13 protein-coding genes are annotated in these 12,077 nt (G+C 43.7%); 9 read left to right on the forward strand and 4 right to left on the reverse strand.

The features are described from left to right. Window positions 1-129 precede the first annotated feature (129 nt). On the forward strand, window positions 130-1,332 hold the full coding sequence (locus tag AC6RGY_RS00810) for a M20 metallopeptidase family protein (RefSeq protein ID WP_499858918.1): 1,203 nt from the start codon (window positions 130-132) through the stop codon (window positions 1,330-1,332). Between the two features lie 99 nt (window positions 1,333-1,431). On the opposite strand, the gene spoVAE is transcribed toward AC6RGY_RS00810, so the two are convergent. Genes spoVAE through spoVAC form a run of 3 tightly spaced genes read right to left on the reverse strand, consistent with a single transcriptional unit; the run spans window position 1,432 to window position 3,274 of the window. Beyond that, window positions 1,432-1,782, reverse strand: coding sequence for a stage V sporulation protein AE (gene spoVAE / locus AC6RGY_RS00815; protein WP_499861396.1), 351 nt, complete (start codon window positions 1,780-1,782; stop codon window positions 1,432-1,434). A 2-nt stretch (window positions 1,783-1,784) separates the two neighbouring features. Beyond that, on the reverse strand, window positions 1,785-2,798 hold the full coding sequence (spoVAD, locus tag AC6RGY_RS00820) for a stage V sporulation protein AD (protein WP_499858919.1): 1,014 nt from the start codon (window positions 2,796-2,798) through the stop codon (window positions 1,785-1,787). A 2-nt stretch (window positions 2,799-2,800) separates the two neighbouring features. Then, window positions 2,801-3,274, reverse strand: a complete 474-nt coding sequence (gene spoVAC, locus AC6RGY_RS00825; RefSeq protein ID WP_499858920.1) for a stage V sporulation protein AC — start codon at window positions 3,272-3,274, stop codon at window positions 2,801-2,803. A 117-nt stretch (window positions 3,275-3,391) separates the two neighbouring features. Between spoVAC and AC6RGY_RS00830 the strand changes: the two genes are divergently transcribed. From AC6RGY_RS00830 to AC6RGY_RS00845, 4 genes are all read left to right on the forward strand, one after another. Further along, on the forward strand, window positions 3,392-3,829 hold the full coding sequence (locus AC6RGY_RS00830) for a YhcN/YlaJ family sporulation lipoprotein (protein ID WP_499858921.1): 438 nt from the start codon (window positions 3,392-3,394) through the stop codon (window positions 3,827-3,829). Between the two features lie 203 nt (window positions 3,830-4,032). Continuing rightward, window positions 4,033-4,749, forward strand: coding sequence for a glycosyltransferase family 2 protein (locus AC6RGY_RS00835; protein WP_499858922.1), 717 nt, complete (start codon window positions 4,033-4,035; stop codon window positions 4,747-4,749). Window positions 4,750-4,883: 134 nt separating this feature from the next. Beyond that, window positions 4,884-5,609, forward strand: a complete 726-nt coding sequence (locus tag AC6RGY_RS00840; protein WP_499858923.1) for a glycosyltransferase family 2 protein — start codon at window positions 4,884-4,886, stop codon at window positions 5,607-5,609. A gap of 174 nt (window positions 5,610-5,783) precedes the next feature. Next, window positions 5,784-6,761, forward strand: a complete 978-nt coding sequence (locus AC6RGY_RS00845) for an NAD-dependent epimerase/dehydratase family protein (protein ID WP_499858924.1) — start codon at window positions 5,784-5,786, stop codon at window positions 6,759-6,761. A gap of 290 nt (window positions 6,762-7,051) precedes the next feature. Here the strand turns inward: AC6RGY_RS00845 and AC6RGY_RS00850 are convergent, their stop codons facing one another. Beyond that, window positions 7,052-8,077, reverse strand: coding sequence for a glycosyltransferase family 4 protein (locus AC6RGY_RS00850; protein ID WP_499858925.1), 1,026 nt, complete (start codon window positions 8,075-8,077; stop codon window positions 7,052-7,054). A 171-nt stretch (window positions 8,078-8,248) separates the two neighbouring features. Here AC6RGY_RS00850 and AC6RGY_RS00855 point away from each other — a divergent pair, with 171 nt between their 5' ends. The 4 genes from AC6RGY_RS00855 to AC6RGY_RS00870 are packed head-to-tail and all read left to right on the forward strand — an operon-like array spanning window position 8,249 to window position 12,073. Then, entirely contained in the window at window positions 8,249-9,247 is a 999-nt protein-coding gene (locus AC6RGY_RS00855) for an SDR family NAD(P)-dependent oxidoreductase (protein WP_499858927.1), read from the forward strand. A gap of 16 nt (window positions 9,248-9,263) precedes the next feature. Continuing rightward, window positions 9,264-10,064, forward strand: a complete 801-nt coding sequence (locus tag AC6RGY_RS00860; RefSeq protein WP_499861398.1) for a sugar phosphate nucleotidyltransferase — start codon at window positions 9,264-9,266, stop codon at window positions 10,062-10,064. Beyond that, a complete protein-coding gene (wecB, locus tag AC6RGY_RS00865) occupies window positions 10,003-11,094 on the forward strand; it encodes a non-hydrolyzing UDP-N-acetylglucosamine 2-epimerase (protein WP_499858929.1) in 1,092 nt (363 codons plus the stop codon). The genes AC6RGY_RS00860 and wecB overlap by 62 nt, the downstream gene beginning before the upstream one ends. Further along, window positions 11,087-12,073 (forward strand): polysaccharide biosynthesis protein, encoded by a 987-nt coding sequence (locus AC6RGY_RS00870; protein WP_499858931.1) that lies wholly within the window; start codon window positions 11,087-11,089, stop codon window positions 12,071-12,073. Before wecB ends, AC6RGY_RS00870 begins: the two co-directional genes overlap by 8 nt. Window positions 12,074-12,077: the final 4 nt, after the last annotated feature.

Here is a 12,077-nt window from a genome sequence, read left to right on the forward strand (position 1 = left end):
TGTTCTTGGGCTTCATGCAATAATGCATTGTCGGGGTTTGACAAATGGACACGAAAATTGGATAGGGATCATGCAAATAAAGGGTTTTGGCAAGTGATTATTCTTTATATTTTGAAGGGTGAGGATAGATTGGATATAAAAACAAGAGTGGAGAATCAGTTTTCGCAGATGGTGGCATGGCGTAGAGAATTTCATCGTCATCCGGAAGCGTCGTTTGCCGAGGAACGAACCGCTGCACGTGTGGCTCGGTTATTGGAGGAGATGGGTCTAACCGTGAAAACCGAAGTGGGAGGAAGAGGGGTGGTCGCCACGTTGGAAGGTGCCAATGAGGGACCCACGATCGCCTTGCGTTCAGATATGGATGCCTTACCGATTCAAGAAGAGACAAGTGTCCCTTATCGTTCTGAAAACGAGGGTCTCATGCATGCCTGTGGACATGATGGGCATATGGCTATTCTGTTAGGTGTGGCATCGATCTTAAGTAGCATGAAAAAGACACTCAGCGGGCGTGTGATCTTTCTCTTTCAGCATGCAGAGGAGTTAATACCTGGTGGTGCCAAGGAAATGATAGCGGATGGGGTGTTAGATGGAGTCGACTACATCTACGGCCTACATCTATGGACGTCACTACCTGTGGGTGTGGTGGGCTACCGTAAACAAGCGATGATGGCAGCTGCAGACTCCTTTACTATCCATCTTTGCGGTCAAGGAGGTCATGGAGGGCTTCCGCATGAATCGGTGGATGCAGTGGCGATCGCGTCTCATCTGGTTGTCAACTTCCAATCCATTGTCTCTAGACAGATTGATCCTCTCAAGCCAGCGGTCATTTCGGTGGGGAAAATTGAGGGAGGAGAAGCGTTCAATGTCATTGCGGAGCGCTGTCAATTAGCGGGTACGGTGCGTACTTTTGATGAAGCCGTTCGTGCATCGATTCATGAGCGGATCGCAGATGTGATGGAGAAGACATGTCAAATGTATGGAGCTAGTGGGCACCTTCAGTATGAGTGGGGCTATCCGGCTCTGATCAATCATGAGGCAGAGACCGAACGCGTGAAGAGGGCAGCTGGTGCCGCCGTCGGAGAGGAGAAAGTGCAGGAGATCTCACCGGTGATGGCGGCGGAAGATTTCTCTTACTATCTACAGGAGCGACCGGGTGCTTTTTTCTTTGTAGGAGCCGGGAACGAAGCGAAGAACTGTCATTATCCTCATCACCATCCCATGTTTGATATTGATGAAGAGGCGATGAAGACGGGGGCAACCGTTTTCATTGAGACGGTGCTACTGACGATGAAGGAAGTGGGATTGGTGAAGGAGTCGGTTGGGAGAAGATGATGAACCGATAATGGAATAAATAAAACAAGCAGAGAGAGGTACAAAAGCTTTCTCTCTGCTGACTTAAAGGGATATTCTTAAAGGAATATCTCTATTTTTCTACCCTTTTGAACGAAAGAGCAGAGCCGCGATAAATCCAAAGATGATGGCAGAAGAGATACCCGCACTGGTCACCTGGAAGATTCCTGTAATCACGCCGATTAATCCGAACTCGTCTGCCTCTACCATGGCTCCATGGACCAGGGCATTTCCAAAACTGGTTATGGGAACAGTTGCTCCCGCTCCTGCAAAATCGATCAATGGTTCATACAACCCAAGCCCATCCATTACCGCACCGATTACCACGAGCGTGCTTGTCGTATGTGCGGGTGTTAAACGCAAACCATCCATCATCAATTGGCCGATTACGCAGATAAGCCCTCCCACAAGAAATGCCCACAAATAGATCATCATCACTTGGAACCTCCTCTTCGTTCAATCGAGACCGCATGAGCGACACAAGGAATACTCTCCTTTTGTTGATAACTAATCGGTGACAACAATGCTCCTGTTGCGATGATCAATACTTTATTTAACTTCCCTTTGCGCATCTGACGAAGAATGTGACCATAGGTGACACAGGCAGAGCTGGCACATCCGCTGGCTCCAGAAAATACAGGCTGATCATCGCGATAGATCATAAGACCACAGTCGCCAAAGCGACCTTGTGGAAAGTGAATCCCTTTCTTTTGTAACAATTCGGTTGCGAGGCGGTGGCCCACTCGACCCAGATCGCCTGTTAGCACAAGATCATACGCGTCAGTTGATAATTGAAGGTCGTGGAAGTGTGCTTCAATCGTATCTGCAGCCGCGGGCGCCATGGCGGTTCCCATGTTGAAAGGGTCCTGAATGCCCATATCCATGACACGTCCGATGGTTGCTCTTGTCACACAGAGGTCATGCACTTGGGAAGTGACAATAACTGCTCCCGCTCCGGTGACTGTCCATTGGGCAGTGGGAGGTTTCTGTGAACCATACTCGGTGGGATAACGGTACTGTTTTTCAGCGGTAGCATTATGGCTGGAAGTGGCGGCCATGACTGTAGAAGCATAGCCTCCATCCACCAAGAGACTGGCCAGGGCAAGTCCCTCCATGGAAGTGGAGCAAGCACCAAATAAACCTAAATACGGAGTAGATAGAGTGCGTGCAACAAAGCTACTTGAGATAATTTGATTCATGAGATCACCCGCCAAAAAGAATTGGATGTTCTCTTTAGAGAGATTGGCTTTGGCAAGCGCTCGCTCACATGCTTGATTCATCATTTTTTTCTCTGCTTTTTCATAACTTTCTTCTCCTAACCACAAATCGTCATTAAGAATATCAAAATCATCTGCTAAGGGTCCTTCTGCCTCAAAGGGTCCTCCTACAGCAGCGGATGAGACAATGGAAGGTTGATTTTGAAAGATCCATGTTCTCCCTTGAAGCATGCTTATCCCCCCAGTGATTGAAAGATGATTTTCAAGATGACAACGACAAAAGCGGAGACGACACCAAATACAATGACCGAACCCGCCAATTTAAACATATTGCCCCCCACCCCTAGGACAAAACCTTCTGAACGGTGTTCAATAGCAGCTGAAGCAACGGAATTTGCAAAACCAGTAACAGGAATGGCAGTCCCTGCCCCTGCCCATTGGGCAAAGTGATCGTAGACACCCAGACCGGTTAGAAGCGCAGAGAGGAAGATCAAGGTGGCGACGGTTGGATCACCAACAGTGGATTCATTAAAGTCGAAGAAAGTCATATAAAGTTGAGAAATTCCTTGTCCCAATACGCAAATGCTTCCTCCCACCAAAAAAGCTTTAAGACAGTTGAGTAAGATCGGCCGTTTGGGCTCTCGTTGGTTAGCTAAGTTATGATAGTTTTGCTGTTCTTTTGTTAGTTGGTTATTCTTTTTGAACATCTCTCTTCCTCCTGCTGGATTCGTTATGACACCACTTCTTCCCATAGATTTTGTAATCAGACTGCATTTTTATACCTAAAGGCGAACATTCTAGGATGATGAAGGAGGCGGTCTTGAATGCGTTGGGTAAAGATCGTGATGTGTTTTTTTCTAATTTGTATTGGATGCAACAACCAGGCAGAGAAAGAAGAGGCGGATCAAAAGTTGGAACCAATCACCTATCAACAGCAGCAGGAGCAGAAAGTAGCTTTTCAGGCTGAACAAGTAGCGCTTACTCATGATCGTGTGGAAGAAGCGATTGTCGTCGCGTTCAGAGAAAACTTGACAGTAGGAATTACCGTCACCAACTTTGATCGTTTTTTCTTAAGTCGCACGCGTGCTGATGTATCCAAACAACTAAGGGAGAAATTCCCTGATCATGAAGTGAAGGTGACAACCGACAGCAAATTGATCAAAGAAATGGAGAAATTGAAGAACGAACAAAAAAAACTTCGTATTAGTGAAGAAGAAACAGAGAAAAAAATAAAGAAGATCAATTTTGATATCAAACGGTGAAGCAGAGGGAGAAGGAATGAAACAGGGCTGGTGGAATGTACCAGCCTTCTTTTTTTTGATATTGCATAAGAACAGAATTCCCTCAAAAATGGGGTATAGCAGTTACTAAGTTATGATAAACAAATATAATATGGTGATAGGTAAGTGGGGTTTAAGTAGTGGGGTAGATAGGTGTCTAGAAAGAAAATAAAGAGGTGATTGCAATGAGTAAGGCGAATGTTGAGAGGCTTGTGAGTGTGGTTGTCACAGTGTTCAATAAAGAAAAGTATATTAAGAGATGCTTGAGTAGTCTTATTAATCAGTGTTTTAAGGATTTGGAAATCATCGTGGTTGATGATGGTTCCACCGATCGCAGTGTCAAAAGAATCAGGGAATGGATTCGAACTCTTACTCCTATACAAGCCAAGAGGGTGTTCTTTCATCCTCTTCCTAGAAATATAGGGAATGCAGGAGCTTATTCCGTGGGAATGTTTTTCGCTCGTGGGAAATTTATAGCGCTCCAAGATGGAGATGATTACTCTCATCCTCTTCGCATAAGAACGCAAGTTCAATTCCTGAATCAAAATCCGGATATTGGCATCGTTGGAACGCGGTATAAGTGGATACGGCATGGTACGAATGAGGTGCTTACTGTGGGCGAGTGGCTTCGATACGGGAGTGAGAATATAAAGAAACGGTATTTGGAAGGAAGGCATTGTATCTGTGCCGGTACCATGATGTTGCGACGCAGTGTATTTGATGAGCTAGGTGGATTTGAGAGGAAAGACAATCGGGCGGAAGACCTATATTTCATCCGCAAATGTGTGTTAAACGGTGTGAAAGCAGATAATATACCGCAAGAGTTATATTTTTATTCTTCCAATCCTGATCAAAGAACGTTAGAACTAATCGAAAGAGCCAGGAATGAGAAGAAAGAATGATCGAATAGAAAGAATTTTATTATTTTTTTAATATATATAAAGGACGATCCGTGAAATGGGCAAGCCTATGTAAGAGGGTGATTCGTATCACGGTAAAAAAAGATATTTGGTAGAGATAGAAAGAGGTGAATGTGGTGAGTACGCCAATCGTAAAAGGGTTGGTAAGTGTCGTTGTTACAGTGTTTAATAAAAATAAGTATATCAAGCGATGTTTAAAGAGCTTAATCAATCAGACATACAGAAAAATTGAAATCATCGTGATTGATGATCATTCCACCGACAACAGTGTCCAGACCATCAAGAAATGGATTCGCTCTTTATCTCCAGCGCAAGCGAAACGGGTGTTTTTTCATCCACTCCCCAGAAACATAGGAAATGCAGGAGCAAATTCTCTGGGAATGTTTTTAGCCAGGGGAGAATTTATTGCCCTCCATGATGGAGATGATTTTTCTCATCCTCAGCGAATGGAGAGGCAGGTACGCTTTCTTCAACAAAATCCAGACATTGGTTTGGTGGGGGCGCGTTTTGAATTTGTGCGCCATGGAACGAACGAGGTGCTCCCAATGAATGAATGGATTGGCTATGGAAGTGAGTATATTAAAAAGCGATATCAGGAGAGAAGACATTCGATTTGTGCGGGTACGGTCCTGTTGCGGCGTGAAGTTTTTGATAAGCACGGTGGATTTGTAAGAAAAAAAAATCGAGCGGAAGATTATCACTTCATTCGAAAATGCGTATTAAACGGTGTGAAAGCAGATAATATCCCAATTAAATTATATTATTATAGTTCCAATTCCGATCAAAGAGGTCTGAAAAACTTGCATAAAAATAAGTCGGATCCTGATGGTCCTCTCTTTTAATAGATGAACGAGGATTTGTCTGTTGATACTGGATGATCCACGTATACGGATGGATAGGAACGGAGATTTACTGTTTGCAGATTTAAACCCACAACTTTCTTTGCCTTATTCCATAGTATATTTTGAGTTTGCGTGGAAGGGGTGTGGAAAATAGACTCCAAGATTAAAGGGAGGGTGTGGATTACTGGGTCAACGGGGTTTGTAGGAACCTACCTTGTGAAAGAAATGATCGAAGAAGGATTTGAGGTTTTCGGTACAGGTAGAAGAGATGATCCAGTTTATCACCATCCTTTCTACCACTATTCGCAGCTGTGTTTGGATGATTGCACGGCGATCCAAAGCTTTCTAGAGCGTGTTCGACCACAATATATTGTTCATTTAGCCGGGTTAAAACACCTCTCATATGCATGGAAGTACCCGCTTACTGCGATTGAGGTGAACTTCTTAATAACTGTAAAAATTTTAGAATCCATACGGTTAGCACAAGGGATAAAACCAAAGAAGATCTTGCTGATTGGTTCCGTAAGCGAGTATTTCGCCCCCCAGGGTGAAAAGCACGTCTATCGTGAAGAGGATATCATCGTTCCAAACAATCCGTATGGTTGGAGCAAGTGGATGCAAACGGAGGTGGGGAGGTTGTATGCGACCTGTTTCGGTTTGCCTATTGCTACGGCACGTACCTTCAACTTGATTGGTCCTGGTGCTGATGGGGGCATTGCGAGTATAATAGCTCAGTTTGTTGCGACCTGCGAACAGCAGAAACAATCCAAAACCTTTATGATAAACGGTGGCCCTGAAACCAAACGGGATTTCTTGGATGTTCGTGATGCTGCCCGTGCCTATCGTGTGATTTTAACAGAAGATGATCTGAAAAAAGGTGAAGTGATCAATGTTTGCAGGGGGCAGGCAATTTCTCTGACTACATTGGCTAAGCTCTTTTTTCAATATAGCTCCCTTCCTCTACAATTAAAAGTGGATCGAAGTCGTGTAAGAGAAGGAGAACCTGTTTCCATACACGGTGAAAACAAAAAGCTTCTTCGTCTGGGTTGGACGCCTTTGTTCACCTTAGAACAATCGGTATTGGATATTTTAGAGGGGATGCGTTCAAGAAGTAGATGCATGGAGAATGAAGATAGCCACGCCAACAAATGAGAGAGAGAAGCTTGCACAAATTGAGAAGAGAGTCTTAGGTTCGTGTTCATTGGAAGCATTCTCGTCATCTTATTCGGATTGTTCGTAGTCATTTATTGGATTTTTAGGGTCAAGGGTGAAGGATAGGAGGCTTAGGTGATCTTTCTTATGCTGGATTCTCTTTTTTATCGAGCGATAGTACATTGTAAACAGGGGTTTAACCTTCTCCGTATCAGGTCGATAACAAACCCCGACTATAGAAGATGGGATTGGTTATCGCACGCAGTATAAAAACCCCTATATAGGGGTTTTTATACTATTTCTCGATGTCTGTTCACTAGAGTTTCCAGCGTCTGAATCATTTTTTTGTTACAGATCTCTTTGGTCATCTGATTCGCTTGATTTAAGCCATTCGTAATAAATTTTTTCTGTAATGAAGGGTTCTCTAATACTTCTTTGATACTATGTGCAAGGGATTCGGGATTACGTCTGGGGGTAAGTAGGGCGTTATGCATATGTTTACAGTAATCCAATACTCCTCCCGAATTTGTTGTCACTACGGGTGTACCACAGGACATCGCTTCTAATGGAGGAAGAGAAAATCCTTCAATCCAAGAACTAGAGACAAATAAATCTGAATTTTGGTATAATTTAGCTATTTGATCGTCTTCCTTGGGTTGAAAGGTGCGGTAGCGGATACCTGGTGAAAGTGATAGGGGCCTTTCCGGACAGATCAAATGAACGACAAAAGGCTTATCGTAAATTCTTTTTAGTATAATCATCGCTTGATTGAAATCATCAAACCCTTTTAGCTTATATCCTTTTTGGGGATCACGTGCAATGTAAAGGATGACTTTAGGTTTGGTGTGATTCACTTTTTTAAAAGGCTTCTCTCCATGGAAGATGGAGCGATCCACTCCTAATGAAACGACATGGCTTCTTTTATTGGTGTGTTTATATATCTGCTGATCAAGCCAATGGGAAATGCTGATTACAGGGATGTTCTGCTTGTATGTCCAAAGAGCCAATTGTTTTTCTGCAACCCAGTAAGGTTCAAATCCTAGACTCCAGCGTACACACTGCTTAGGCCATGCCTCATAAGCAGAGGGAAAAGTAGAGTAAAAGTTTGGAATGACGATGTCTCCGTATGGGATATATTTTTTATGAAGCTTCGGGACGTGGAGTACACGGCAGTGAAGCTTATATTCGATGGGTCTTCCTTCTGGAATCACCACCACGGCTTCATGTCCTTGACCATGCAAGGCGTTTGCTAACTCAGCAAGTACTCTGCATCCACCGCCGGTATGCAATGCACCGACAGGTATGACTACTTTCATCTCTTTCACCTCTTCCTTCTTTTTATTGTATTCGAATGAAGGAGGGGTGTTGATGGTCATCACCCTATAGAATGGCTTTTAGTTACCTCCCTATTTTCCGATATATAGTCCATCTGCGGATTCCGCTACAAAGACAAGGGAATATACTGATATCATCTCGGAGAGGGCGTGGTGAGAAGAGTGGATCTTACGGGTAAGCGGGTGTTGATTACGGGTGCTGGAGGTTTTATTGGTAGTCACCTTGTGGAGCAACTCATTCGTAATGGAGCCCAAGTTCGTGCTTTTATTCGATATAACTCAGCCAATGATCATGGTTTTCTCACACAATTATCCAAGGAAGAGCAGAAAGAAATCGATATCTATGCAGGAGATTTGAAAGATGGGTATGCTGTACAAAAAGCTGTCCAAGGCATGGATATCATTTTTCACCTCGGAGCCTTAATCGCGATTCCTTATTCGTACAAGAATCCACAAGACGTCTTCCAGACAAATGTTATGGGTACGCTTAACATCGCACAAGCGGCACTTTCCGAAGGAGTGGAGAGGCTTGTTCATACATCAACGAGTGAGACATATGGGACGGCAGACTATGTTCCGATGGATGAAGAACACCCATTGAAGGCCCAATCCCCCTACGCCGCCAGCAAAATTGCAGCGGATAAAATAATAGAAAGCTACTACTGTTCTTTCCAACTACCCGCTACAACCTTGCGGCCATTTAATGCTTATGGCCCGCGACAATCGATGCGTGCGGTGATTCCAACCATTATTCAACAAGCGCTTCAGTCATCTGAAATCGTTTTGGGAAATTTGACTGCTACTCGTGACTTCACTTATGTGGAAGACACGGCTCGTGCTTTTATGCGTGCAGCGATGGTGAAAGAAGGAATTGGACAGGTGATCAATGCAGGATCAGGATTTGAGATTTCTATTGAAGAGATTGTGAAGAAGGTTCTTCAATTGCTTGATCGCCAATTACCCGTCCGTGTGTCAGATAATCGCCTCCGTCCTGATAAGAGTGAAGTCAATCGCTTGTTCTCCAATAGTAAAAAAGCAGAAGACCTTTTAGGGTGGAGACCAGAAGTCTCTTTCGAGAAAGGGCTAGCGAAAACAATTTCTTGGATGAAGGAGAATCAAAGCTACTATCATCCAGATGAGTACGTTCTTTGAGGAGGTGAAAAGGTTGATGGACGCAGTGATTATGACAGGGGGAAAAGGCTTACGTATGAGTCCCTATACGCAGGTGTTGCCGAAAGGATTGCTCCCCGTTGGTGGACAGCCTATCTTAGAAATTATTATTAAACAACTTGCTCAGAATGGTTTTCATAAGATTACGTTGGCCTGTGGATACCTCTCCTCTCTTATTAAGACCTATTTTCAAGATGGCGAGCGTTGGGGGGTCACTATTCGTTATCATGTAGAAGATAAACCTTTGGGGACCGCTGGTGCACTCAAGGCGTTGAAACTAACCGATCCTTTTCTTGTGATGAACTGCGATGTGCTTACCAGTATGGATCTTGCTACTTTTAGAAAATATCATATCCAGCAGGGTCACTTGATGACAATTGCTTCTCAGGATAAAAATGTCCCGATTCACCTGGGTGTGCTTCAAGCAAAAGGAGATCTGGTGACTCAATTTACAGAGAAACCAATTCAGGTTGCAAAAGTGAGTATGGGTATTTATATGATGGAACCGCAATTACTCGAGTACATTCCATCAGATACATTCTTTGATGTTCCCGATTTGATTCAGAAATTGTTGTCTGAAAATAGAGAACTACATCATTACACCACGAATTCATTTTGGATGGATATTGGTCGACCGGAAGATTTTCAAGAGGCCAACAAGATATATCCACAGATTGAAGGCAAGTTATTTGAACGAACGAGAGAAATAAAAAGAGGGGAAGTAGGAGGTTCATGCTATGAAAGTGATGACAATCTTAGGGACGCGTCCAGAAATTATCCGGCTGAGTCGGGTCATTGAAAAATTAGATCAGTTAGCAGGTTGTCATCAATTGGTTCATACTGGACAAAATTATGATCGTCAGCTCAGCGATATTTTTTTTGAAGAATTACAAATAAGAAAGCCTAACCACCACATTCAGCTTGAATCCTACTCATTTGGCCAACAAGTGGGACAAATGTTTCAACATCTGGATACCATTATGACCAGAGAGAAACCGGATCGGATCCTTTTGTTAGGAGACACCAATAGTGCTCTCTGTGCTATTCTCGCTGAACGGTTGGGGATACCTGTTTATCACATGGAAGCAGGCAATCGTTGTTTTGATCCGATGGTACCGGAAGAGTTGAATCGAAAAGTAATTGATGCTGCTTCTACTTATAACCTGCCTTATACCGAATATAGTCGGCAAAATTTGTTGCGTGAAGGAGTCTCATCCCAACGCATCTGGGTAACAGGAAACCCGATATACGAAGTATTGCAATACTACCTCCCAAAAATCGAACAGAGCCACGCTCTGCAGAAACGGGGATTGTCGGCTGGGGGTTATCTCTTATCAACGGTTCATCGTGCGGAAAATGTAGATAATATAGGGCGTCTACGAACGGTTATGGAATCTTTTTGCATGATTGCTGAACGAACAGAATACCCGGTCGTGGTGAGCGTTCATCCCCGTACCAAAAGTCGTCTCCAACAATTGCAACCACTTTCTCATCCAAAAGTACACCTGTTGGAACCCCTGGGATTTTTTGATTTTGTAAAGTTACAAAAGGAAGCGCGTGGAGTGATTACCGATAGTGGAACGGTGCAGGAAGAGAGCTGCATTTTTAGGGTACCGGCTGTAACCATTCGTCGAACGACGGAGCGCCCTGAGACAGTCATCTGTGGCAGCAATGTTGTGTCAGGTGTGGATTCTGCGGATCAAATATGCGACTGCGTTGAGATGATGCTGGCATCGAAACCGACATGGGAGTGTCCAGAAGGTTATGAAGAAAAAGATGTATCTACTAAGGTTGTTAACCTGGTGTTAGGGGGAAAGTTGCATGTTTAAAAACAAGAAAATACTGATTACGGGTGGTACGGGGTCATGGGGACATGAATTAACACGGCATCTGTTGCGGGAAGATCCGCAAAAAATCTTGATCTTTTCTCGGAACGAAGGAGCACAAGTACTGATGCAACAGGATTTTTCTCATCCTCGTCTTCATTTTTGCATCGGTGATGTGCGCGATCAGGATGCAGTGATGAATGCTTGTCGAGGGATGGACTATGTTTTTCACTTGGCGGCGTTAAAGCATGTTCCCATCTGTGAAATGCAGCCCGACGAAGCTTTAAAAACGAATGTAATGGGAACAGAAAACTTAATCAAGGCAAGTATTTATCATGGAGTGGAAAAAGTAATCGATGTTTCGACGGATAAGGCTGTTGACCCAATCAATTTTTATGGAATGACCAAAGCTTTTGGTGAGAAATTATGGATTCGCGGAAATGAACTGAATGCGAAGACGCGCTTTGTGTGTATCCGAGGTGGAAATGTCCTTGGGACTAGAGGAAGTGTTGTCCCTCTTTTCAAGAAATGCTTGTTGGAAGGTAGAGACATTCCGATGACATCTAAGGAAATGACTCGCTTCTTTTTAACCCTCCCTGAAGCAATCTCCTTATTACTGCGAGCATCAGCCATTTCGATAGGGGGAGAGACCTTTGTGATGAAGATGAGAACATGCCGGATTATTGATTTAGCCCATGTCTTAATAAAGAACTTAGGCTCACAGTCGACATCTATTCGAGAAATAGGAGTCCGTCCAGGAGAGAAGATGCATGAAGTATTGATCTCCAGTAATGAATCTCCTCGCACCTATCGTTATAGCAAACATAGTTATGTTATTCTTCCTCAATCCCCTTCTGCGGAGTTAATTGAGCGTTACGCTTGTTTGCCCAAAGTTGATTTCAGGAAATATGACTCCAACTCTCATTTTATGTCCCATTCCGAGATTGAAGATCTACTAAAAGAAAGCGAATTACTCGATTAATCAA

Source organism: Mechercharimyces mesophilus (assembly GCF_059818345.1).